The 25,270-nt window shown below is 33.3% G+C and carries 25 protein-coding genes; 10 read left to right on the top strand and 15 right to left on the bottom strand.

Going from position 1 to position 25,270, the window contains the following annotated elements; translation table 11 throughout:
• Nucleotides 1–357 precede the first annotated feature (357 nt).
• From QMD61_00355 to QMD61_00345, 3 genes are all read left to right on the top strand, one after another.
• Nucleotides 358–1,242: a hypothetical protein gene (locus tag QMD61_00355; GenBank protein MDI6723075.1), complete on the top strand. Its 885-nt coding sequence runs from the start codon at nt 358–360 to the stop codon at nt 1,240–1,242.
• Between the two features lie 51 nt (nt 1,243–1,293).
• Complete coding sequence (locus QMD61_00350; protein MDI6723074.1) at nt 1,294–1,752, top strand: small multi-drug export protein; 459 nt, start codon at nt 1,294–1,296, stop codon at nt 1,750–1,752.
• A 312-nt stretch (nt 1,753–2,064) separates the two neighbouring features.
• Nucleotides 2,065–3,159 (top strand): inositol-3-phosphate synthase, encoded by a 1,095-nt coding sequence (locus QMD61_00345; GenBank protein MDI6723073.1) that lies wholly within the window; start codon nt 2,065–2,067, stop codon nt 3,157–3,159.
• A gap of 23 nt (nt 3,160–3,182) precedes the next feature.
• Here QMD61_00345 and QMD61_00340 read toward each other — a convergent pair whose 3' ends face one another.
• From QMD61_00340 to nifH, 10 genes are all read right to left on the bottom strand, one after another.
• On the bottom strand, nt 3,183–5,123 hold the full coding sequence (locus tag QMD61_00340; protein MDI6723072.1) for a molybdopterin-dependent oxidoreductase: 1,941 nt from the start codon (nt 5,121–5,123) through the stop codon (nt 3,183–3,185).
• A gap of 69 nt (nt 5,124–5,192) precedes the next feature.
• Nucleotides 5,193–5,384, bottom strand: a complete 192-nt coding sequence (locus QMD61_00335) for a 4Fe-4S binding protein (GenBank protein ID MDI6723071.1) — start codon at nt 5,382–5,384, stop codon at nt 5,193–5,195.
• Between the two features lie 16 nt (nt 5,385–5,400).
• The gene (locus QMD61_00330) at nt 5,401–5,709 is read right to left on the bottom strand and encodes a NifB/NifX family molybdenum-iron cluster-binding protein (protein MDI6723070.1); all 309 of its coding nucleotides are present in this window, start codon (nt 5,707–5,709) and stop codon (nt 5,401–5,403) included.
• A gap of 5 nt (nt 5,710–5,714) precedes the next feature.
• A complete protein-coding gene (gene nifN / locus QMD61_00325; GenBank protein ID MDI6723069.1) occupies nt 5,715–7,094 on the bottom strand; it encodes a nitrogenase iron-molybdenum cofactor biosynthesis protein NifN in 1,380 nt (459 codons plus the stop codon).
• The gene (gene nifE / locus QMD61_00320) at nt 7,084–8,547 is read right to left on the bottom strand and encodes a nitrogenase iron-molybdenum cofactor biosynthesis protein NifE (protein MDI6723068.1); all 1,464 of its coding nucleotides are present in this window, start codon (nt 8,545–8,547) and stop codon (nt 7,084–7,086) included. The genes nifN and nifE overlap by 11 nt, the downstream gene beginning before the upstream one ends.
• Nucleotides 8,548–8,568: 21 nt before the next feature.
• Complete coding sequence (locus tag QMD61_00315) at nt 8,569–9,957, bottom strand: nitrogenase component 1 (protein MDI6723067.1); 1,389 nt, start codon at nt 9,955–9,957, stop codon at nt 8,569–8,571.
• Nucleotides 9,954–11,393, bottom strand: a complete 1,440-nt coding sequence (locus tag QMD61_00310; GenBank protein ID MDI6723066.1) for a nitrogenase subunit alpha — start codon at nt 11,391–11,393, stop codon at nt 9,954–9,956. Before QMD61_00310 ends, QMD61_00315 begins: the two co-directional genes overlap by 4 nt.
• A gap of 46 nt (nt 11,394–11,439) precedes the next feature.
• Nucleotides 11,440–11,808 carry a P-II family nitrogen regulator gene (locus QMD61_00305; protein ID MDI6723065.1) on the bottom strand — a complete coding sequence of 123 codons (369 nt, stop codon included), beginning with the start codon at nt 11,806–11,808 and terminating at the stop codon, nt 11,440–11,442.
• 27 nt (nt 11,809–11,835) lie between these two features.
• Complete coding sequence (locus QMD61_00300; protein ID MDI6723064.1) at nt 11,836–12,153, bottom strand: P-II family nitrogen regulator; 318 nt, start codon at nt 12,151–12,153, stop codon at nt 11,836–11,838.
• Between the two features lie 21 nt (nt 12,154–12,174).
• Nucleotides 12,175–13,002, bottom strand: a complete 828-nt coding sequence (gene nifH, locus QMD61_00295) for a nitrogenase iron protein (GenBank protein MDI6723063.1) — start codon at nt 13,000–13,002, stop codon at nt 12,175–12,177.
• 348 nt (nt 13,003–13,350) lie between these two features.
• On the opposite strand from nifH, the gene QMD61_00290 reads away from it, so the two are divergent.
• The 3 genes from QMD61_00290 to QMD61_00280 all read left to right on the top strand — a co-directional run bounded on the left by QMD61_00290 (nt 13,351) and on the right by QMD61_00280 (nt 17,600).
• On the top strand, nt 13,351–14,925 hold the full coding sequence (locus QMD61_00290; GenBank protein MDI6723062.1) for a hypothetical protein: 1,575 nt from the start codon (nt 13,351–13,353) through the stop codon (nt 14,923–14,925).
• Nucleotides 14,926–15,156: 231 nt separating this feature from the next.
• The gene (gene oadA, locus QMD61_00285) at nt 15,157–16,878 is read left to right on the top strand and encodes a sodium-extruding oxaloacetate decarboxylase subunit alpha (protein ID MDI6723061.1); all 1,722 of its coding nucleotides are present in this window, start codon (nt 15,157–15,159) and stop codon (nt 16,876–16,878) included.
• A 35-nt stretch (nt 16,879–16,913) separates the two neighbouring features.
• The gene (locus tag QMD61_00280) at nt 16,914–17,600 is read left to right on the top strand and encodes a class I SAM-dependent methyltransferase (protein MDI6723060.1); all 687 of its coding nucleotides are present in this window, start codon (nt 16,914–16,916) and stop codon (nt 17,598–17,600) included.
• Between the two features lie 213 nt (nt 17,601–17,813).
• Here the strand turns inward: QMD61_00280 and queC are convergent, their stop codons facing one another.
• Genes queC through larC form a run of 3 tightly spaced genes read right to left on the bottom strand, consistent with a single transcriptional unit; the run spans nt 17,814 to nt 20,368 of the window.
• Complete coding sequence (gene queC / locus QMD61_00275) at nt 17,814–18,500, bottom strand: 7-cyano-7-deazaguanine synthase QueC (GenBank protein MDI6723059.1); 687 nt, start codon at nt 18,498–18,500, stop codon at nt 17,814–17,816.
• Nucleotides 18,501–18,522: 22 nt separating this feature from the next.
• Nucleotides 18,523–19,146 (bottom strand): hypothetical protein, encoded by a 624-nt coding sequence (locus QMD61_00270; protein MDI6723058.1) that lies wholly within the window; start codon nt 19,144–19,146, stop codon nt 18,523–18,525.
• Nucleotides 19,147–19,168: 22 nt separating this feature from the next.
• On the bottom strand, nt 19,169–20,368 hold the full coding sequence (larC, locus tag QMD61_00265) for a nickel pincer cofactor biosynthesis protein LarC (protein MDI6723057.1): 1,200 nt from the start codon (nt 20,366–20,368) through the stop codon (nt 19,169–19,171).
• A 329-nt stretch (nt 20,369–20,697) separates the two neighbouring features.
• On the opposite strand from larC, the gene QMD61_00260 reads away from it, so the two are divergent.
• Nucleotides 20,698–21,138: a response regulator gene (locus QMD61_00260; GenBank protein MDI6723056.1), complete on the top strand. Its 441-nt coding sequence runs from the start codon at nt 20,698–20,700 to the stop codon at nt 21,136–21,138.
• A 54-nt stretch (nt 21,139–21,192) separates the two neighbouring features.
• On the opposite strand, the gene QMD61_00255 is transcribed toward QMD61_00260, so the two are convergent.
• A complete protein-coding gene (locus QMD61_00255) occupies nt 21,193–21,660 on the bottom strand; it encodes a hypothetical protein (protein MDI6723055.1) in 468 nt (155 codons plus the stop codon).
• 518 nt (nt 21,661–22,178) lie between these two features.
• Complete coding sequence (locus QMD61_00250) at nt 22,179–22,520, bottom strand: MJ1244 family protein (protein ID MDI6723054.1); 342 nt, start codon at nt 22,518–22,520, stop codon at nt 22,179–22,181.
• A gap of 135 nt (nt 22,521–22,655) precedes the next feature.
• Here QMD61_00250 and QMD61_00245 point away from each other — a divergent pair, with 135 nt between their 5' ends.
• The 3 genes from QMD61_00245 to QMD61_00235 are packed head-to-tail and all read left to right on the top strand — an operon-like array spanning nt 22,656 to nt 25,030.
• Nucleotides 22,656–23,705 carry a phosphatidylglycerophosphatase A gene (locus tag QMD61_00245; protein MDI6723053.1) on the top strand — a complete coding sequence of 350 codons (1,050 nt, stop codon included), beginning with the start codon at nt 22,656–22,658 and terminating at the stop codon, nt 23,703–23,705.
• A gap of 2 nt (nt 23,706–23,707) precedes the next feature.
• The gene (gene cobS, locus QMD61_00240) at nt 23,708–24,481 is read left to right on the top strand and encodes an adenosylcobinamide-GDP ribazoletransferase (GenBank protein ID MDI6723052.1); all 774 of its coding nucleotides are present in this window, start codon (nt 23,708–23,710) and stop codon (nt 24,479–24,481) included.
• Between the two features lie 12 nt (nt 24,482–24,493).
• A complete protein-coding gene (locus tag QMD61_00235) occupies nt 24,494–25,030 on the top strand; it encodes a tRNA (cytidine(56)-2'-O)-methyltransferase (protein ID MDI6723051.1) in 537 nt (178 codons plus the stop codon).
• Nucleotides 25,031–25,270: the final 240 nt, after the last annotated feature.

The raw sequence follows: 25,270 nt of genomic DNA, 5'->3' as shown, positions 1-25,270 counted from the left end.
TTTTTATTATACTTATTTATTTAATCTCATAAGTATTTTAAGACATTTTTTGCTTATTCTTGCGCCAAAAAAAGAAAAAAATAAATTAAAATCATATCTTACCTAATATATTATAAAAAATCCCCTATTTTTAGGATATTAACATGATTAGGGCTTTTAATTGAGAGAATAGTTCTGACCTTACAGAAAGATTGAATAAGTACTCCATCAACTTATTTTTTTATAACAATTTCTGATATTAAATAATTAAAATTATGAAAATATTTATTAATTATTTATGTCTCATTATATAATATGATTAATAAAAAACCCTCTTTTTTTAGCTTAAAGTCCGTTGTATTGTTTTTTATTTTATTCTTGTCAATTTGTTCAGTATGTGCACACCAGCCAAGAGTCGGAACAGGATCTAATACTTCTATCCAGAACCCGATAGATGTACAGAATCCTGAGATATCACAGGCATTTTACGGCCAGTTAAAAGGAAACCCTGATTACTACAGGATAACTTCAGATAAACCCTTTGAACTGTACATTAATCTATTAGTACCTGCAGGGCCTGGTATTGGGGGTAGTTTCCCCTCAGCAGAAGTTACTGATTCCTCTGGAGAAATAATATTAACATTAAATGGAACAAACAGCACATGGGAACCTTACTTTGAAGAATTTGGGGGCGACAATTATTTAAAAGGGCCCGAAGCAACAAAAAATGTCCCTGCAGGCACTTACATTTTAAAAGTCTTCAATTCAAATAATCAGGGGAAATATTCAATTGCAATTGGAAAAATAGAGGCATTTCCAGTTGATGAATCAATAAATGCCATAATAGCATTACCCATCTTAAAGGAACAGTTCTTTGGTAAACCAGTTACAAAACTCTTCTTTGAATTTGTGGGAATAATTCTGGCACTAGGATCAACAATGGTCCTGTTTATAATGTTGATAAAGGCAAGAAAGTCAGAAGAACTAACTCAACTAACCCTTAAAGTTAATGGAGCTCTAAGGCTACCCATATGGATGGGGATTATAATTATCACCGTTGTATGGGCTGTAGTAATGTTCCAGAATCCCCTGAACATACTTGGACTCTTAAATAGCCTTCTGCTTATAATATTAATAGTTTTAAGCTGGTATGTAGGCTCTAAAATGTCCAAAATTGAATTTAGAAAATTACCATTTGTCAGCATGACTGTTTATGTTATATTATGGTGGATATTCACTTTCCTGACCATAAATGTAATATAGATACTGGAAGAATATTTAACATCCTTTTGTATTTTTATTAAAATGACTATAATGAATATGGAAACTGTAACTGGAATTTTAGTGGTCTTTGGAACAAGTTTTCTGGAGCTGTGGGCTGGAATACTCATCGGATTAGCACTTAAAATTAATCCATTTATTATAGGAACAGTATCTGCATTGGGGGCAATTTCTGCTTCTGTTATAGTTTTGAGTCTTGGAGATAATTTAAGGAAAAAATTTTTCAAATGGTTTTATGGTGGGAAAAAGGATCTGAAAAAGGGAAAATATTATAAAATATGGAATAAATACGGCATAGTGGGATTAGGGCTTTTATCTCCACTTTTTTTCGGTGCACCACTAGGGTCAGGACTTGGAATTGTTTTAGGTGCTGAAAAAAGACCATTATTAATCTGGATGAGCATAGGGATTATTTTGTGGAGTATTCTACTTACAACAGCTGGTTATTTTGGCATTATGGTCTTTGAGTCTGCAGAGTTCTTTAATTTTTAAAATAAAATATTTATTTTAATTTTTTTCCATTTTTATTTATCTCCATATAAACAAAAAAATAATATATTAAAAGCCTAAAATTAAATTATAATAACTTTTTTAGTTGAATTTAAATAGTTATTAATTATAATACTAATCATAGGTTGATCGAAACATTTAATAGTATAATAAGCTAATTCTCTCTTAAAAGAGAATATAATAACTTGAAAAATAAAATAGAAATAGAAGAATAAAATAAAATTGTGATATTAATTTTATATAATATTGATAGGTACATCAACATTTCTAATAGTGTTTTAGAGGGTGTTACATTTGGAGAAGATAAAAATAGCAATAATTGGGCTTGGTAATTGTGCAAGTTCCTTAATACAGGGAATTCATTATTATAAAGATAAAAAGGGTGAAGATGCAATTGGTTTAATGCACTGGGACATCGGCGGCTTTAAACCAAGCGATATAGAAGTTGTAGCTGCTTTTGATATAGATGAGAGAAAAGTAGGAAAAGATATTAGTGAAGCTATTTTTGCAAAGCCAAATTGTACAACAGTATTTTGCCCGAAGATCGAAAAAACAGGCGTTAAAGTATCAATGGGTAAAGTTCTCGATGGAGTAGCCCCCCATATGGAGAACTATGACGATGATTACACATTTATAGTCTCCAGGGAGCCAGAATCTGATATCGTAGAGGTTATAAAACAAAGTGGTGCTGAAATACTGGTAAATTATCTTCCTGTAGGTTCCCAAAAAGCAGTTGAATACTATGCACAATGCGCCCTTGATGCCGGAGTTGCATTTATAAACAGCATGCCTGTTTTTATTGTAAGCAACGATGAATGGGCTAAAAAATTTGAAGAAAAAGGAATCCCAATTGTAGGTGATGATATAAAAGCCCAGATCGGGGCTACAATAACTCACAGAACATTGGCTAATTTATTCCGTGAAAGAGGAGTCAAATTAGAAAGAACATACCAGTTAAACACTGGAGGAAACACTGACTTCCTTAACATGCTAAATAGAGATAGACTCGATTCAAAAAAGGAATCAAAAACCGAAGCTGTCCAATCTGTACTTGCTGAAAGACTTGATGACCCTGACATTCATATCGGACCCAGCGACTACGTCCCATGGCAAAAAGACAATAAATTATGTTTCCTCAGAATGGAAGGAAAAACCTTCGGCGACGTGCCCATGAACATTGAATTAAGGTTAAGTGTTGAAGATTCACCAAATTCCGCCGGATGCGTAATTGACGCTATAAGATGCTGTAAACTGGCCCTTGAAAGGGGTATTGGTGGCCAGTTAACCTCAATTTCAGCTTACACCATGAAACATCCGCCACAACAATTCAAGGATGAAAAAGCATATGAAATGGTGAATGAATTTATAGAAGGAAAAAGGGAAAGATAAATTCCCAAAAAAACTTTTTTTGATTAATTAATATTTCTAAGTCTTACAAATGTTTCATTATAAGGTGTTCCATTTCCAAGCTCACTGATCATGTCTTTTGTTAAAACATTAACGCATTTATTGTATTTTAACCATCCCCCATTTTGTGCAAGGACATAATCTTTTCTAATTTCTTCATTTCCAATTAATTTAACAATAAGACGCCCAACAGAAGATTCAAGCAATGCTTCATCCCCATCATTGATATTCATCTCTTTTAAAACATCAGGATGCACTTGAAGTTCCAAAATACCATTTTTATGTTCATTTTCCGGAATCCCAGATAATATCCACTTTTTAGGCATTACTGAGATTAATCTAAGTGGAAATTCTCTATTAAAATTATCTTCATGCTCAAATTCTTTAATGAATTCAAATTTACCTGAAGGAGTTTTAAATTTTTTAGTTTCATAAGGTGTTTTTGGAGCTGAAGGTACTCTAATTGGTGCTTTTTGAAGATCTTCAAGTGAAAAACCTTGATTTATTAATGGTTCAGCAAGTTTTGAAAGCCATTCTTTTGGGGTTCCCTCCATTTTATCTTCAAATCCAAGTCTTCGAGCTAACTGTTGGAATATCCACAATTCAGATCGGGTTTTACCAAGGGGTTCTACAGCAGGGTTTATTGGGGTAATCCAATTACTTCCATAACTTCCAAGAAGATCTTCATCTTCAAGGAATGTTGTTGCTGGTAAAAATAAATCTGCAAGTTCTGTTGTATCATTCAAAACATGATCAACTGCGATTATAAAATCAACACTTTCAAATGCTTTTTTGACCTTTTTTGAATTCGGACTCATAGCAACAGGATTGCCTGCACTTATAAAAATTAGTTTAATCTCTGGATCTTTCGATTCAAAAATAGCCTTACCAATTGTTGGCATTGGTAGTTTTCTTGATTCATCTCTAAGTTCTGCTCCTTCAAGAGAATTATCAAAATATCCAAATTCTTCAAACCCCTGGCTAACCCCCCCACCAGAAATACCAATATTTCCAGAAATTGCAGCAAGTGCATCGATCATTCGAAATGTTTGATGACCCTTCAAATATCTATGCATTCCCCAACCTAAAATTATGCTGCTCGGGCCATCAGCATAGATTCGTGCCAGTTCTTCAAGTCCATTTATTGAAATATCGCATTTTTTTCTAAGATAATCTAAAGAAAATCTATCAATAATCTTTTTGTATTCTTCGAAGTTTTTACTGTGGTTATATATAAAATCAGAATCTATGAGGTTCTCCTGAAATAGAATTTTAGATAATGCCATTGCAAGAAACGCATCTGAGCCTGGAGACGGCTGATAAAATAAATCCGCTCTTTTTGCAGTGTCTGTTTTAACTGGATCTATTACAATAAGTTTATTTCCATTCTTCCTTGCTTCTTTAAGTATTCTCCATAGATGAATATCTGTTACTGCTGGATTTCTGCCCCAAATGATTATATTCTTACTGTTTAAATGATCAAACGGATCGTGAGAAATTCTTTCTCCAAAATCAAGTTCCTGACCTGCCTGGCCAATTCCTCCACAGACCGTACCATAGAGAGTTGAAACTCCTCCAAATGCGTTGAAGAATCTTCGGTTGATAATTCTAAGTGCTGTACGAGCTCCAAAGCCCTGATAGTAAAGAATAGATGTGCTCCCATATTCTTCTTTTACTTCTTTAAGTTTAAATGCTGCAATATCAAGAGCTTCATCCCAACTTATTCTCTTCCATTCTTCATTTACCTTTTTAAGAGGATTTAATATTCTTTTTGAACTATAAAAGTGATCTTTAAGGTAATTTTTTGTACTACCACATAAAAGTCCTGCTGTAAAATCATGTTCTTTGTTTCCTGTTAATTTAACCACTTTACCATTTTCTACATGGGCAATAACACTACATGCGCCAGGGCAATCACGGGTACAAGCTGTAACTATTGTTTTCAAAAAATTACCTCCAAATATTATAATTTATAACTTGAATATAAAAATAATAAAAAAATAAAAAAACTTTATTTAACTATTTTCAAGTTTTATGGCATCTTTTGGACATACATCAGTGCAAACTTCGCATAAACTGCACTCTTCGGTGCATTTTATTTCAATTTTATCTCCTTCAAGTACAAGGACTTCCATTGAGCAAACATCTGCACATTCTCCACAATCTGCACCATCGCATTTTTCATAATCTATTACAACTTTAGCCATTTGTTTTTCTCCTTTTTTATTCAATATAATCTTTAATCGCTTCTTTAATGGACTTTTGAGATTCAAGTATTCCTATACCTTTACTTTGAAGAGATTCTTTAGGTTCATCTCCAATTCTACTGCAAAAAACAGCATCACAGTCTTTTAGGGGTTTTAAAGATACAGTCCATCTGTCTGAATGTTCATTTATTTGTACCCTTGGTTTTTCTCTGAGTTCTAAAAAATTTACGTTATTTTCTTCTATTTCAAAGATTAGAAAAATCTCTGCACTTCCAAAGTGCAAATCTACATTTTTTCCATCACTTGTTGCAACTGCTATCTTCATTATCTTTAAAACTCCATAATCTCGTGACCTGATTCGTCATAGTAATTTTCAAGCATTATATTTGTAATTGTGTCAACCATTTGAATCCCTGCTTTGTAGCCAAGAATACTTATTCTTTGGGCCCCTAATCTATCATAAACTGGGAATCCCATCCTTAAAATAGGAATATTTTCTGCTTCTGCTATTCTTGCACCATAAGAATTTCCTATAAGTAGCTCTATGTCTTGGCATTTTACTTGCTGATGCAAATCGTATAAATCACATCCAGCTAAAACTACTGGAGAAACATTATTTTCTTTCGCAATTTTTTCCATATCTTCAACAAATCTGCTGCTTTGAACTCCAGTGCAGACTACTGAAGGGATCATTCCAAGTTCACATACAAAACGTGACAAACCAGTTACTACATCAGGATCTCCATACAATGCTACTTTTCTGGAATAATTGTAGGGATGGGCATCAACTATGGCGTCAATAATTTTCCCCCTATCCCTCTGTATTGATTCTGGAACTTCAATACTCCTCCTTTTGGTGATATAATCTATAAATTGGTCCGTGTTCCGTACACCTACTGGAAGAGGACCAGATATTGATTTAACTCCACATTTTTTTTGAAGGAATGCACCTGCAGAATCGGCATGTTTACTTAAGGATATTGTAGCTATGGAATTAGCAGATTCTCTTATTTCATCTACTTTAGTACCTTCACCCGGCAAAAATGATACATCATCAGTTAGAGGGGAGTTGAGGGATTCAGATGTATCTGTGATGAAAATACTTTCCATATCAAGTTCTTTTAAAATATCCTTAATTGCCATTATATCTGCAGGTGATATCATTCCAGGTATAACATTTATTTTATGATTATTTTCTTCAGGATGTGCTAAATTTTCAACTAATGATTTAACTGCTTTATCATATCCATCAACATGTGAGCCGGAATAGCTGGGAGTGCTGATTGGCACTATTGGTGGTAAATCTTCATCAGGATGTGAATTTTTGAATTTTTTTATAATAAGAGACATATCATCCCCTATTGTTTCAGTGAGGCAACTTGAGGTGACACCTATTAATTCTGGGTTGTATTCCTTCCAGATCGTATTAAGTGCTTTTAAAAGATTGCCTTCACCACCGTAAACCACTGTTCCTTCACTCATTGATGTTGATGAGACATTAATCGGCTCTCTGAAATGTCTGCAGAGCTGAAATCTCATGTATGTACTGCACCCTTGAGAACCATGAATAAGGGGCATTGCTCCTTTTACACCTAAAAGTGCCTGAACAGCCCCCATTGGCTGGCACATTTTACAGGGATTTATAACTGCAAATTTCTTATCTGTAACACACTGATTTTCTGTTTTTAGACTCATTGTATTATTTTGCATTTTCTTTTACTCCACTGTAATTTTTAGGTGTTAAATTCCACACCGGACTGGATACAGCTCGATCTACTTCTTTTGCAAAGTTTATGAATCCTTGAAATCCTGCAAAGGATGTTATTCTGTCATGATTAAAGTCACAAAATGGTATTCCGAGTTTTAATGATAAATATTTCTCCTTTGCTCCAGATACTATTAAATCTGGCCTGTATTTTTTTAGAAGCCGTGCAAGTTCCATTGAATTTGCATCATCCACCACAAGTGTACCATCTTTAACTGTTTCTCTAATTCTTTCATAGTCTTCAAGAAGTCCATTTTGAGTTCCTGTCATTATAACTTCCATTTCAATCTCTTCAAAAGCCTTAATTAATGACCATGCTTTATTACCGCCCACATAAACTGCTACTCTTTTTCCAGCTAACCTTTCTTTGTATTTGATGATTTCAGCTCTTAATCTTTCAGTTTCAGATTTTATAAGTTCTTCAGTCTTCCTAATCATTTCAGGATTATTGAAAAATTGTGCAACATCTCTTAGGGAATTTGAAGTTTCTTCTATTCCAAAGAAGTTTACCTTTAGAAAGGGTATTCCATATTTTTTCTCCATTTCCATTGCAAGGTGATTGGAAGATTTCTGGCATTGAACAACATTTAATTTTGCTCTGTGCGCTCTTGCTATGTCTTCTACTTTAGAATCGCCGGTAATTGCACAACTTACATTCACCCCTATCTTTTCAAATAGAGGTTTAATGCCCCAGAGATCTCCTGCAACATTGAATTCTCCTACAATATTAATATCATATTTTGTTATGGTTTCAGGCTCATCTGTTCCAATTAAATAGTCCAGCATTGCATCGCAGGCAAGCTGGTGACCAAGGGATTTATTTACAGCCCTGAATCCTTCTGATTGGACAGGGATGACTCTACATTTAGTTAATCTTTCAGCTTTTCTTGCAACACTTTTTAAATCATCTCCTATTAATCCAACAACACATGTAGCATATACGAATACTGCTGCAGGATTATATAATTTGTTTAATTCGATTATAGTTTCAAGAAGTTTCTTTTCTCCTCCAAATACTATGTCTTTTTCCTCTAGATTTGTTGAAAACCCGTTTTTATATAGATCATCAGAGGATGATCTGCTGCCCCTTATATCCCATGTACATGAAGCACAGCCTATCGGGCCGTGTACCAAGTGAATTGCATCGGTTATGGGCATGAGAACTACTCTTGCACCCCCATATACGCATGATCTTTGTGTAACTGTACCTGGAATTGAGGCTTTATTGCATGAGGGGTTTGAATTATCGCCTTTTTTAATGCATATATGATTTTTACGTGCTTCAAGGGTTTTAATGATAGAATCAGGGACATCAATATTTATTTCATTTGTCCCTGCATTCTGGATGTTTTGGAGAGATAAATGGCTTTTAGGCTTATTTTTTTGAATATGTCCCATCTTATTCCCATTTCTTTTTTTTTACTGCTGAAGCTTCCAGTGTTCAGCATCATAGTATTTTTCAAAGACCGTATTTGTTATTCTGTCTATGAGATTTATTCCACCATTGTAACCCACTATAGGAACTCTATGATACCCTACTCTGTCATATACAGGATATCCTACTCTTATAAGTGGAATATCTAGTGCTTTAGCGAATAATCTTCCATCAGAATGGCCAATCATGATGTCCACAGGATCTTCTTCTAGATGTGTTTCTAAATCTCTTAAATCACTTCTTATCAGTACATCTACAGGACCATCTGATTCTTTAGCAACTTTTTTCATCTCTTCAACGAATTCCCTGCTTTCAACACCAGTACAGACTACTGAAGGAACCATTCCAAGTTCACATACAAATCTGGCAATTCCAGAAGTTATTGATGGATCTCCAAATATTGCAACTTTTCGTCCAAACAGATATCTTGATGCTAAATCTGCCATGGAATCAATAAGCAGTCCTCTTTCATCCAGGATTGTGTCTGGAATCTCTAATCCAGTGAATTTTTTTAAGTTTCTCATGAACTGGTCAGTGTTTTGAACCCCGATAGGTATTGGGCCAACAGCTGCTGGAACATCATATTTTTTCTCGAGTGATGTAGCACCAGAGCCTGCATATCCACACAAAGAGATTGTACCAAGACTATTTGAAGTATCAGCAATTTCTTCTACAATAGTTCCTCCTTTTGGATAAAATGGTTTCATTTCGGTTGTAGATGGTCTAAGTGGTGAATCAAATGGATCTGAAATATCAGTTAAGATGATGCCTTCAGCACCCATTAAGCTTAGAATATGCTTTATTTCTCTTATATCTCCAGGATTTACCATTCCCGGAATTATATTGACTTTTTCGTTAGATTCACTTGGATCTTCAGCCAAATTATCAACCAGAGCTTTAATTGCATTGTCGTAGCCTTTGAAGTGGGTTTCAACAAAACTTGGAGTGCTTATTGGCACTATTTTTACTTTTTCTGCCTCTTTTTCTCCCATCCTCTGTTTCATTTCTTCCTTTGCCACTTTAATGAAACCCTCCATGTCATCTCCAATAATTTCACTTGAACATGTACTGATGGCTCCAATTAAATTTGGTTTGAACCTTATTGCGAGATTTCCAATACCAGATATGAGGTTTTTTCTTCCACCAAAAACAGCTGCATCTTCGTGGAGTGATGTCACAGCAATTTCTGATGGTTCACGGAAGTGACGTGAGAAGGAGTACCTCACAAATGTGGAGCATCCCTGGGAACCGTGGACTAATGGAAGCCCTCTTCTTATTCCTGCAACTGCATACATTGCTCCCATTGGTTGACATGTTACAAGAGGGTTGATTACAGAAGTTCTCTCTTTTTTAATTACATTTGCACAGCTCATCCTATCTGCTCCTCACTTTCGACTTCTTCTATATCTTCTTCAAATTCCAGCATATTCCACACAGGATTATAGATGGCCGCATATATATCCTGAGCCAGGTTTATAAATCCTTCAAAACCTATATAAGGTCCGTTTTCGTATGAATGGATTAAAACGCATGGTACTCCAAATTTATGAGCTATATATTTCTCTTTTATACCTGAAAGGATTATATCTGGCTTATAAACTTCAATGATTTCTTCAAGTTCAAGTGAATTTGGATCATCAAATATGACCGTTCCTTCATCCACTCTATCTTTAATTTTTTCATATCCATCTTCGTGCTCAAACATTGTTGATACTGCTACTGTTTCCATTCCAAGGTGTTCTTTTAATGGTTCAGGAAGGTGCCAGTTTTTAGGTCCTCCAGAAAATACCCATACTTTCTTTCCCTGGAGTTTTTCTTTGTAGAAATCTAATTTAGGTTGTATTTTTTTCATTCTACTTTCTATAACTTTTTCAGCTTCTGCTTCCTTGCCGAAATATTTTGCTACAGCCCTTAAGTTTTCTGCACAGTATTTGGGACCAAAAAAGTCCACTTTCATGTATGGAACACCATATTTTTCTTCAATAAGATCTGCAATGTATGTTGCTGACCGCTGGCATCTTACTAAACTTAATTTAGCCCTGTGCATCCAGCATATCTCATCGTGGCTGCAATCTCCAGTGAATTTAGAGAGGATATTTATTCCCATCTCGTCAAAGTATTTTTGTAGGACCCAAATGTCTCCATCTATGTTGTACTCACCTATAAGATTAATATCGTAAGGTGTTGTTTCTGGAGGTTCTTTTGTACCTACAAGGCGGTTGAATAGTGTCAGGTTTCCAACATGGTGCCCCTTTGATTGAGTAGGTCCTGAAAATCCTGGAGCATTGAATGCTACAACATCTTTACCTAATTCTTCAGATAATTCTTTTGCAACAGCATCCATATCATCCCCTATAAGCCCAGTAGTACATGTTGCATAGGTATAAATAGCATTTACAAATGGAAATTCTTTAGCTGCTTCTAGAATTGATTGTCTGAGTTTTTTTATTCCCCCAAAAACCACATCTGATTCTTTAAGGTCTGTACCCATAATATATTTCAGGTTAAACTGATCTACTGGAACTTTACTCCCATCTGGAAGATCAGGAGATGTAGGATATCTTTTACTTCCACAACCATATGTGGTACATCCTACTGGCGAATGTACTACATGGACAACGTCTTTTACAGCTCCAGTAATTACCCCTTTAACTCCTGCAAATGCACATCCACGTTCGGTCATACACCCCGGAATGGTTGTTGTATTACATTTAGGGATATGTTCTTTTGGATCCGCTGAATCTTTTATGTAAATAAATTGTTCTCTATCTGGAATCTCTTTATCAACTTCAAAAAGTTTAAAGGGCATATTTTCTCTCCTAATAACTATAAGTCTTTAAATACATTATTAAGCATTATATTATTGCTTCTTCTCCGCGTTCATCTGTTCTTACCCTTATTGCATCATCTATTGGGCAAACGAATAATTTTCCATCGCCTATTTGTCCGGTTTGATTAACCCTCATTATAGCTTCAACTACAAGAGAAGCGTCTTCATCAGGCACAACTAATGATATAAGTCTTTTTGGCACATATCTCATTGTCCCCTCTTCTTCAAGGAGTTCTGGCTTATTAATATCAAAGGATACCTCTCCAATTATTGCTTTTTGCCTTCCTCGTCCCATGACCCTGTATGCAGTCATTGCAGGGAATCCAAGGGCACTTAAAACTTCTTTTGTTTGAGCCATCTTATTTGGGCGTATAATTGCTATTATTTCTTTCATTAAGTACACCGATTAGTTTTAATTAAATTATAATCCTGCAGATCTTGTCCTGACTGTGTATGCTTCATCAACAGGGCTTACAAATATTTTCCCATCACCAAAGCTTCCTGTAAATGCAGATTCATTTATTATACTGATGATTTTATCAGTATTTTCCTCTTCTGCAACCAAAAGAAGCATTGTTTTGGGTAATTCATCATAATAAATTTTATCTATTTGAATTCCCTTTTGCTTACCTCTTCCAATGACATCCATTTTTGTAAGTGCAACATATCCTGCCTCTGCTAAGGAATCTACAACTTCTTCTGCTTTATCTGGGCGTACAATTGCTCTTATCATTTTCATTTTTTAATCTCCATAGTTTGTTTAATCAACTAACCCATACTTTACAACCAGTTCTTCCAGTTCTTCCATTGTCATTGGTTTAGGAATAACGAAATTTTCATTGTTGATTATTTTATCGGCCAGTGTTTTGTACTCTTCAGCTTGATTACAGCTTTCATCAAATTCAATTACAGATTTTTTGTTGAATTCTGCTTTTTGAACTATATTATCTCTTGGAACAAAGTGAATCATTTGAGTGCCAATTTTTTCACAGAATTCCTCAAGTAACTCTCTTTCACCATCAACATTTCGACTGTTACAGATTATTCCTCCAAGTCTTACTCCACTTTGTTCAGCATATTTTACCATACCTATACAGATATTGTTTGCCGCGTAAAGTGCCATCATCTCACCTGATGCCACAATATAAATTTCTTCGGCTTTACCGTCCCTCACAGGCATCGCAAAACCACCACATACTACGTCCCCTAAAACATCGAAGAATACAAAGTCTAAATCTTTTTCATATTCCCCATACATTTCCATTAAGGAAATTGCAGTAATTACACCTCTTCCAGCACATCCGACACCAGGTTCTGGTCCACCAGATTCACAACATTTAATTCCCTCATATCCAATTTCCACGACGTTTTCAGGAGTACATGCTTCTTCTCCTTCTTCCCTTAGTGTGTCCATCATGGTGGTTTGCATTTTACCTCCCAATATCAGACGAGTGCTGTCTGCTTTTGGGTCGCAACCGTGGATCATGACTTTTTTCTCATGAAAGTGTGCCATTGCGGCTGCTGTGTTCTGCTGGGTTGTGGATTTTCCAATTCCACCTTTTCCATAAATAGCTACTTTTCTTACCATGTTAGACCTCATAAATTTTTATTTATGTGGTTCGAAAACCACAGTTTTCTAAAGAATTTTTTATCGGAAATATGTTTCCTATTTCCGATAAAGAAAAAATGTATTTTTTGGTATATAAATGTTTCGAATAAAAAAAATCAAAGTAACAAAATTAACTAATTTTAATAAAAAATTTTTACATTAAATAACATAAATCTATACAAATTCTATAAAAAAATACTAATAAATAAAAAATGTCAAAATAATTACAAAAAACTATTAAATATTCAGTCAAATTTAAATGCAGTACATACCAATATTAATTTTAAATGATATTCCAAATTTGCTTTAGGCTCGAAAAGTGATTCAATGAATTTTAACAAATATAAATACAAAATATTACTATTAATTCCAGCAATTACAATGTTTTTTATAGCTTTAATACCTACGTTGAAATACCAGTGGCCATTAAGCTGGGATATAATTTACCATGTACAGTATGCAAAAATATATGCACACTATGGATTTGTATTAGAAAATCCACTAGTACATCCTTCACAGAAAATAGGTTATCCTCCTCTTTTCCATTTATTACTTGCTTCTTTAGCTACTGGATTAAAAATTGATTATTTCGATGTTGCAAAATTCCTGCAGCCCATTTTAGCGGCTTCAATTGTTTTATCAGTATCTTACATAGCAAAAGAATTTTATGGAAAAATTGCAGGAATATCTGCAGGATTTTTAATAATATCCAGCTATTTAATCCATCGAATTATCTTACCAATCCCTGAAAACCTTGCTTTAATATTTTTACCTATCTCCATTTATTTTTATTACAGGTCAATAAAAGAAGGTGTTTTAAAATACGCATTTATTGCAGGATTTATATTCGCAATAATAATCTCAATACATCTAGCAGCCCCTTTATGTCTCTTTTTAATCATAACTGCTTTTACATTGTTCGAATTAGTCTGGAATAAAAACATAAATGTTTTAAAAAATTATGGTGCTTTTCTTGTTATCCTGATAACTCTATCATTTGCGGCTGCAATTGGACTTGCTTTCCTGAGACCAGACGTATTTCACAGCATTATACAACAAGGGCTGAGTACAGTTATGGGCTACAGTACATCATTAACATATAATAAATCTATGAGCACCTTAGGATATTTTGGATCCCTCGGAGCTATGATATTGATATTTACAGCCATAGGTGGAATTACTGCACTTAAAAAAATGCAAAAAGAACATATGTTCATTTTTGCATGGATTATAACCATGTTTTTATTAAGTAAAGCATACTGGTTTGGTATAAATGTTATATCCTATAGGGTATTAATTTATTTGCTTATACCTCTCTCAATATTTAGTGGATTTGGCTTAAGCCATATCTATTATAAACTTAAATATCATAAGAGATTTTCCTCAACGCAGTTTAGATCTCTTTTTTTAATAAGTATATTTATATTATGTACTTTTTTTGGAGTTTTAACCATAGAAAATCCCAAAATTACAAAATTCGGAGCGCAAACTGAATTTGGATATATTCAAATTGCACCACCCCGCGCTTCAGAAGTAGATTTGATGGAGTGGTTTAATGAAAATGGAGATAGAAACAAATCAATTATTACAAACAACTTGTATTCTGGAATGCTAATTTCTTCAAAAACATTGATGCCATTGCATTATGGATTTATATATCTTAATAATCAGACCCCTCCTTCATTCTTTGAAAAAGAAAAAATAGGTTATATGGTTTTTGACAAGCGCCTAACTTTCCAATCAAAAAATGAATCCATATATCTGAAAAAGGTGCGTTCAGAATTTTATCCACTTTTCTATTTCAGTAAGGACATCAAATCAAATATTAAAGAGCTAATTCCAGAATATGCAGAAATAGTATATGAAAATAAAGATTTTATAGTATGTAAAATAGTTTATTAACCTTAAAAAACTCTCCATCTTTCGGATTTTATTTTTCAAAATCATTTATAAAGCCATTTCATCCTTATCATCAATTTAAGTATAATTAAAAGCTTTATCTGATTTTCTAAAATTCATTTTAAAGAGTATTACTTAAATAGTCATAGTTTATATATTGAGATAATTTATAAGGCAGTTAAGACTAAATATAGTGAGATACTAAATTTTTTGAATCTTATTGTGAGGGTCATTATGAAAAAGATTAAAATCATTGAAACAGCATTTCGTGATGCACACCAATCTCTCCTGGCAACAAGAATGAGGACAAGAGATATGTTGCCTATTGCTGAAGAGATGGATAAAGTTGGATATTTCTCAATGGAAGTCTGGGGCGGAGCAACATTCGATACATGCATACGATACTTAAATGAAGACCCCTGGGAAAGGCTAAGACAGCTTAAAGAAGAGATAAAAAAGACAAAACTTCAAATGCTACTTCGAGGTCAAAACCTGGTTGGATACAAACACTATCCCGACGATATAGTGCGAAGATTTGTCGAAAAATCCTATGAAAACGGAATTGATGTTTTCAGAATATTTGATGCCTTAAATGACATACGGAACATGGAATATGCCATAAAAGTTGCGCATGAACAGGATGCTCATGTTCAGGGAGTAATATCATATACAGTAAGTCCATATCACACATTAGAAAAATATGTGGAATTTGCAAGAGAATTAGAAGTATTAGGATGTAATTCAGTAGCAATAAAGGATATGGCAGGGCTTATATCTCCCCATGATACTTATGAACTCGTAAAAGCTCTTAAAGAAGAAACTGATTTGATTGTGAACTTACATTGCCATTGTACAAGTGGTATGACCCCTATGAGTTATTATGCAGCGTGTCAGGCAGGTGTAGACCTTTTAGATACTGCAATATCACCATTATCTTGGGGAGCATCACAACCACCAACCGAAAGTATAGTGGCAGCACTTCAGGGTACCCCTTACGACACTGAACTTGATCTAAAACTTCTTACACACATTAAAAAATACTTTGAGGGGATAAGGGAAAAATATAGCAGTATTTTAGATCCAATCGCGGAGCAAGTGGATACAGAAGTTTTAATTTACCAGATCCCCGGAGGAATGCTTTCAAATTTTGTTTCACAGCTTAAGGTTCAAAATGCACTTGATAGATATGAAGATGTGCTTGAAGAAGTTCCAAGGGTAAGAAAAGATCTTGGATATCCTCCACTTGTAACTCCAACAAGCCAGATAGTTGGAATTCAAGCAGTTATGAATGTGCTGGGTGGAGAAAGATACAAATCTGTTACAAAAGAGGTTAAAGATTACTTAAAAGGATTATACGGAAAACCTCCAGCACCAGTTAATGAAGACATCCGGAAAAAAATTATTGGAGATGAAAAACCAATAACCGTAAGGCCTGGAGATTTACTGGAACCACAGTTTGAAAAATGCAAAGAAGAAGCAGAAAAGCTGGGAATTATCAAAAAAGAAGAGGATATTTTAACTTATGCATTATATCCTGCCGTTGCCCCCAAATTCTTAAAAGGAGAGGCAGAAGAAGAACCTTTAGCACCCCCAAAATCTGCAGAAACACCTTCAGAACCATCAGGAGTTCCCACAGAATATGCTGTTGATGTTGATGGTGAAGTCTTCAATGTTAAAGTACTTCCTATTGGATATATGGAAATTGAAAGTGCTGGAAGCCTTCAAGCCCCATCAGGACCTGTTGAAGGAGGAGTAACTTCCACAATGCAGGGAATGATCCTTAAACTCAAAGTTAATGAAGGAGATAAGGTAAATGAGGGAGATGTAGTTGCTGTTTTAGAGGCAATGAAAATGGAAAATGATATTCATGCTTCAGGCTCTGGTACTGTAGTTGATATCTTTGTTGAAGAAGGAGACACTGTAAATGCCGGTGATACATTAATGGTTATTAAATAATCTCCTTTTTTTAATTATTTTTATGGTGAATAGATTTGAAAAGTAAGAAAGTTAAGGCTCATTTTGAAGAAGAAGCGGCAGAATTCGATGAACTCATTTTAAAATTGATTCCACAATATAAACAGATGGTTAATGCTCTGGTTAGTTCAATTCCTTTTAAAAATACGGATTCATTTAAAGTAATTGATCTTGGATGTGGTACTGGCACAATAACTAAATCCTTGAAGGAAAAATTCGAAAATTCAGAAATTAGATGCCTTGATCTTGCTGAAAACATGATTAAAATGGCTAAAATTAAATTAAATGATCATGATAATATCAAATATATAACTGGCGATTTTTATACCTTTGATTTCCCAGAAAAATATGATGTTATTGTATCATCATTAGCCCTGCACCATCTGGCAACTGATGATGATAAAAAGAGATTCTACAGGAAAATATATAATGCTCTAAATCATGGGGGCGTATTTTTAAATGCTGATGTGATTTTAGGCTCAAACGAATATTTAAATGATTTATACATTGCCAGATGGAAGGAATTCATGAATAGAAGCATCAGCATAGAAGAAATAGAAGAAAAATGGATACCTGCATCACTTGATGAAGATCACCCTGCAAAATTAGTTGATCAGATAAACTGGTTAGGTGAAATTGGTTTTAAAGATATTGATGTAATATGGAAATATTATGGTGTTGCAGTCTATGGTGGATTTAAATAAAGATTTTTTTTCCATTGAATACTTTTAAACTCCTAATTCCTTAAATATTGGATAAATACATAAAAAAAATAACCTTAAAATTTAATTTAAGTTGATTAATGGAAGAGTTATTTTGTTTATTTTCACTCAAATAAATACACCTACTATTAATCTATTTAATAAAATAGTTGTTTAAAAAAGGTGAATAAAACGTGGAGTTATTTTAAATTAGCTTTAATTAATATAATTAGTATTATCTATAATTTTAGCTTCCTTAAAAGCTCTTCTTCGCCTCATACATGATTCACAAACACCACAATGCTCTTTTTCACCTAAATAGCATGAATAGCTTAAATTCATTGGTGCATTAATTTTATCGCCCAGCTTAACAATTTCATTTTTATTTAACTCTATAAGTGGAGCTTTAATTTCCAAATATTCAAATGTTCCTATTTCTAAAACATTATTAAATGCATTTAAGAATTCTTTTGAGTTATCAGGGAATGTAACAGCTTCTTCAAGATCCCATCCAACAATTATTATTTCAGCATCTTCTGCTTCTGCAAATGAAGTAGCTATGGCTGTAAATACCACATTTCGTCCTGGGACCCACACTTTTCTGGCTGTTTCATCGCAAATTTCTTTATCATCCAGCTGTTCTGCTTTAAGTTTTGGAATCTCAGCAGCAGATGTTAATGCTGATTTTCCAAGCCTTTTAAGCCATGGGAGTTCTATTACTGTATTTTGAATCCCGAAAAAATCGCATATTGCTCTTGATGATTCTATTTCCATTCTAGCGCTTCTCTGACCATAATCAAATGTTATAGCATGAATTTCATATTTATCATTGAAATATGCTGTTGCTACTGTTGAATCGAGTCCTCCTGAGAGAACAGATATTGCTTTTGGCTTTTCATCCATGATATTCCTCTTTTAGTCAGAATTAACATAACTTATAAATCTGCATTCCTAATTTCATAAGAGCTTTTCTGAGCTTTTCAATGTCCTCCAATAACATCCTATCATATCTTTTAACCTTTGAAGATATGTCATAGGCCTCAATATTGGCATTTTTGTAATTTTCCCTGCTTTTTATATATTCATTTATTTTATTTGCCTTCATATCAATGTCTCTGATTTTTACAAAGAGTTCTGATTTTTTGATTTCATCAGGGAAAAGATCGACAATTATAAGCTCCCAGAAACCCACTTTAAGAGGCATCAAAGGCTCATATACTAATTTATTCCTTTTTGGACTATCAGAAAATTTATTATCTTCTATTAAATTAAGTTCTTTATCAAGAATATCCTGGTTATGCCCTAAAATCTGCAAATTATATTCTAACTCATTTTTAACTGCTCTTAACACTTTTTTTTCATTATTTTTTTTCTTAAATTCCATTGAGCCCCATGCAGTAAGAAGTACAATTACTGCAGTTAATAGAACAATAACTATACCGATAATAACATTAAATTCTCCTCTCCAAATTGTAATTACTGAAAGAACTATCAATACAGCTATTAATATGCCCATTATCCATTTAACGTGTTTAAGCAGCGATTTCATTATTAAACCATCCTTATTTTTATTATTCATCCAAAAGCTTTTTAAATGACTCATTAGCCTTTTTCATGACATCTTTTAGGGGTATTCCCATCTCATCAGCTATTTTTTTTGCATCTTCATATTCTGGACTATAATTTATTATTTCCTTGCCAATAGTTCCAACTTTAATCTGTATATCCTTTTCTATTCCACCAATTTCAATTTTTATCTCAATAATTTCTCTATTAACCACATTTCTATGAACATAAGGTAACACCCGTACCCCAAGGGTTCCAGTTTCCCTGATTATAGCTTCAGAAACCTTATCACAGTCTTCAGGTTTAGCAATTACCCTTAGAAGGTGTCCTGGCCTATTTTTTTTCATTAAAATCGGAATAATTGTGACATCTAATGCTCCGGCATCTAAAAATTTATTAAATGAATGTCCCAACACTTCTCCTGTGATGTTGTCAAGATTGGTTTCCAAAATACTGACATTATCAGTAGAAATGCTTGAATCAGCTGATATAATCCTGAAAACATTAGGAATAGGCAGATCCATACTTCCTGCACCATATCCAATCTTCTTACTGTTCATCAATGGATAAAAATTGCAGAACTCATCAACCATATTAACATATAGCGCAGCCCCTGTAGGTGTTGTAAGTTCATAACCTACAGGTCCGCCGAATACAGGAACATTTTTTAATATTTCAAGGGTTGCAGGGGCCGGAACACTGAGTTTTCCATGCATGCTGTTAATTCTACCCCCTCCAAGTGCAACAGGCATTCCATAAACTTTTTTGGTGTTGAATCCAAGTTTGTAAAAACAATATGCCGATCCAATAATATCTGCAACTGCATCGGCAGCTCCAACTTCATGAAAATGAACCCTACCTATTGATGTGCCATGAACCTTTGATTCAGCAACGGCAAGGGTATGAAACACCTTTTTTGCAAAATTTAAGATATTAACATTGGTTTTGAGGTTGACCCCATCTAATGTTTCAATTAACTCACTGTAGCTAATTTTATTTTGATCCTCGCATTTAATATCTACATACGTTGCCAGAATACCTGATTTTTGAATTTGACTTATATTAATATCAATATTTCCAAATGGAGATGCATAACTTTTTATAATTGAAATTACTTCATCAACATTTACATTCATATCTATTAATGCGCCTAAAACCATGTTTCCAGAAATTCCTGCATTTTGAGGGTCTAAAACTAACACCATTTTATCAAGTTCCTTATTAAAAAATTACATTAACTTTAATCTTAATCTGTTTTATCTCCAATATAAATATTTAAACTTATAAACCGATGATTAAGCAGTTTCAATCCATTCATTCGCCCATTTAATCTTTTTAAACCCAATTTAATATATTATTAAACATACTAACTATTTTAGGTTTATTTAAATATTTATATATGGCTTTAAACTATTCATATCCCTTAAATTTAGATTTTGGGAGATTTAAACATAAAGCATTATGTATTAATAATTATTTATAATATAATTTATATATCAAAAAAATAATAGTACCAATCAGATGAGTTAAAAACATGGAAAATGAAGCCATTAATAAACCAGTTGAAATTCTGCTTATAGAAGATAACCCTGCTGATGCACGTCTTGTATTTGAGGTCTTAAAGGATTCTAAAATCAAAAATAAGATGCATGTAATTGAAGATGGAGTTACTGCAATGGATTATCTTCATCAAGAGGGAAAATACAAAGACCGTTCTCGTCCAGATATTATACTGCTTGATTTGAACCTTCCTAAAAAGGATGGTCGTGAAGTTTTAAAAGAAATTAAGGAAGATCCTAAACTTAAATGTATACCTGTAGTTATTTTAACCACATCAAGCACTAAAGAAGATATAAATCAGGCTTACAGTAATCATGCTAATTGTTTTATCACAAAACCCGTAGATTTTGATCAGTTTCTAAAAGTAGTGAAATCTATTGAAGATTTCTGGCTTACGGGCGTTAGATTACCTTAATTTAAAAATATATTTAATTTTCTTAGAATAATTTTATTTAAAAAAATAGAAAAATTAAGCTGAAATATTCAGCTTTTCCAACCAGAAACTGTTATTTTTAATTTTTTCAATTGCAGATTTCCCTATGGAGTACTTTTTATCATTTACAACAATCTGGATATATTTTTCAGTATTTGTTTGAGCCTTTACTTTCTGAACATTATGAGTTATTTTTTTTGTTCTATGATTTTTTATAGGTATCAGATAAATATTAGAACCACGAATATGTTCTTTTCCATGAACAAGGCAAAAATCCATATCGCATCTCGTACAGTACCACATTCCTTCTGGATTGTGATATCCTGAACCCTGTTCATAGTTCAATGTTCCCCTGGAATGACAATTAGGGCAATAATTCTTAAATGTTGCTGTATGATAAGCATAGTCCATTTGCAGACTACAAGTACATCTTCCTGTGGCTTTTACATAATCTTCAGTTACCACAATATTATAAGCCCCAAGTTCACGGGCTGATACTGCCAAAGGACTTGCAATCAGTAGCACTGCTATTAATAGCAGTGCAAATTTCGTGCTAATTTTTATTTTTCCCTTAATTTAATCACACCCCATTTATTTTGGTTCAGATTGTTAACACTGCCACTAGGGTTAGGTACCCTGAACCAGCTGGAGCATAATTAACACCCCCATATGACAAAAGTATTATTTTTAATTTCTGTAATACTTTATATAAATATTTTATGAAATAATCTCCAGAAATACTGATGATTTTTGCCCTAATTTTACTTTTTAGAATAAAATTAGTGGAAATATTCCTTTTGAAAATTTTTATCGTATAAAAATCACGTTTATTTCAAAAATAAAAAAAATAAGCCTTTTAAATGACTTTAATTTTAAATTATATTATCAATATCAAAAATAGATTTCAATGATAATTATAATATAAAAGAGAATTTTATAATTATCCATATCTAAAATATAACATAAAATAAGTAAATAAAGGAATTAACTAGAAATAATATACAACCAAAACTTGATAAAAGCTATCCTTCTTTACTCTTTCCTTTACCAACAACAATTCTACGTATTGGAACTTCCAGTATAGTGAATTTTTCGCCTTCTAAAGCATCTGAAACTGATTCAACTATCTTATCAACCATTTCTTCATCTACAACGCTGCAAACAAGTATAGCATCCTGTGAATGATGTCTAATCATTTCTATGGCTGATTTAGGATCTTCCTTTATAGAAAAACCCCTCCAATCCTGAGGAGACATTCCTTTATACTCTAAAATATAAAAACCTGTTATACCAGCATCTGTAAGGGCGTTCATAGCTTTTCCTAAATTTTCGATCTCAACAAAGACCCTAAGATGAACTTTCATGCCATCACCTATTACTAAATATATCGATTCTATATATTATAATATTGGTAAATTAGAAATAAAAATCCCTGTTGCTAATCTATCAGTCTCAACTAAAAAATATCTAATTATAATTAGGAGTAATATGGTGATTTAATGAACACAAAAATCTGCATGGATGATGTTAACATTATAACATGTAAAAACACTTTTATAATTCAAAGAAATAAGGAATTTTTCGTATTTGGAAATTCAATTACCAATAATGGCTTTTATAATGCTAAAACACTGATAGATCATTTTATTGAAAATAGAATACATGTAAATCAAAAAGAATATGTTCAAAAACTCCTAGAAAACAAAGAAATACTTGGACCTGCAGCAGTAATTATAACGAACACCCCGCAGTATACTGTTAAAACTTTAAATCATGTGACTGCAGTGATTTCAGCCGATATTTCAGACATTAATGGCGCTGAAGAAGGAATTACGGTTGATAAGGGATCAATAAACATAATCTTGATTATAAACAAAAATTTAAGCCGTGAATTACTTATTAAATCGTATTCATGGGCAATTGAAGCAAAAGTAGCTGCTTTATGGGATTTGGATATTAGAAGTCATGAATATGATTTAGCCACAGGTAATGAATGTGATTCTTTAATTGTAGCATGTACTGGAGAAAGTAATGAAAAAGTTGATGAAAAAGAACTTCGAGCATTAATCGGGAAATGTGTAAGGAAAGCAACAAAGCAATCCATCTTAAACTGCGGTTATTCAAAGAGTGTTTTGGATTATATCGAAGAGATAGGGATTAAAATAGAAGATCTGGTTGAAGCAGGGATGGAACTTTGTGTTGGAGTTGAAAAAAGTGAAGAACTTTATGAAAAGCTCCACAAACAAATTCTTAGATCATTAGAAGATTTAAATGTCGTATCATTCATAATTGCAGGGATAAGGCTTGAAGAAGATTATAAAAAGCATAGGGTAGAAGGAATAAATGTAGATGATGATCCTGCCTATTTATACTCAGATGAAGTGTTTGGTATGTCTGTAGCCAATCAAATCGCTGGAACCAAGGCAATATTCAACTTTAAAAGGTATGATGAGGAAAAACCAGGTATCATAGGAGAGCTTGGCCCTGTGCTGGACGATATTTTTGCTGGGCTTATTGCTGGATGCATGTCAAAGATTTTTGAGGAATAATAATGGATAATAAAGAAAATTCACCTTCTTACCCTTTTAAAGGAATAATGGGATTAATTTCATTCTCTACAATTTTACCCCTAAATATTCACACAACCATCGAAGAAATGGCCGCATTCACATGGTTCTGGCCAATTATTGGTGGCTTAATTGGTATACTGACAGGTGGCATTGGCTACTTATCTTTAAACATACTCCATCTACCCTCACTAATTACAGCTGCATTAGTTTACAGTTTTGCAATATGGTTCACCGGTTTCCATCATCTGGATGGCCTTATAGACATGGGCGATGGATTAATGGTTCATGGAGACCATGAAAAAAAGATAAAAGTAATGAGAGACATGTCAATCGGTACAGGGGGTATTTCACTCTTCTTTATAATAGCTCTAATTACATTTTCTGCAATTAATGCCATTCCTGCAAACTTAATAGTTTCAGTACTCCTAATATCAGAAATAGCTGCAAAAATAGGTTTAATATCCTGTGCAACCTTTTCAAAGCCTTTTCCAAACGGCACTGGTAAATTTTTTATAGAATCAATGAACATACCCCTCATAATATTATCCCTACTATTAACTTCAATAATTGGATTTATAGCCATAGATATTGTTGGAATTCTAGGAATAATCGGAGGATTAACTGGAGGATGTATCATAGCTTTAGTGGCCAGAAAACATTTTAAATATGCAACAGGAGATATTTTAGGAGCTTCAAATGAAATAGGGCGAACAGCATCACTTATAGTGATGATTATTGCCTTAATTAATTTTTAAGGAATGATAACAGTGAAAATCAATGTATTAAGACTCGATCACAGACAAAAAAGAGATGCACGAATTACAACCCATGTTTGTTTAACAGCAAGAGCTTTCGGCGCAGATAAAGTGATATTAAGTGGAGATGAAGACACCAAACTAATGAAAAACGTTAGAGATGTTGTTAAACGATGGGGTGGTGACTTTAAAGTTGACTACAAAAAAAATTATGATAATTTAATAGATGAATGGAAAAATAATGGCGGTGAAGTAATACACCTTACAATGTACGGCTCACAGATTCAGGAAGTAGTGGATGATATTAGAGATTCACCAAAAGACAAGCTTGTTGTGGTTGGCGGGGCACGAGTCCCAACTAAAGTATATAAACAGGCAGATTGGAATGTTTCAATTACAACACAACCCCATTCTGAGGTTTCATCCCTTGCAGTGTTTTTACACATGCTATTTGAAGGAAAAGAGCTGGATAAAGAATTTGAAGGCGGAAAAATGAAGGTTATACCTACTGCAGAGGGTAAAAGAGTTATAATAAATGATTCAAAATGAAAAAAATAGAAATTATATCTCAGGTGCATAATATACTAAATAATACATTTTTAATCATTAAATAGGATCAAAACACAGTCTGGTAATTAAATTTATATATTACCATACATCAATTTTGATCATGAGACAAAATTATAATTCTATTATTTGTTTTACTATTTTATTAATCTTAATTGTCTCATCAGCCCAATTTAGCTTTTCAGCAAATTATAATAATACCCATAATAGAATATCTCAAGA

The sequence above is a fragment of the Methanobacterium sp. genome (assembly GCA_030017655.1).
GTDB lineage: Archaea > Methanobacteriota > Methanobacteria > Methanobacteriales > Methanobacteriaceae > Methanobacterium_D.
The sequence above is the reverse complement of the archived record's forward strand: the minus strand, read 5'-3'. Positions and strand labels throughout refer to the sequence as shown.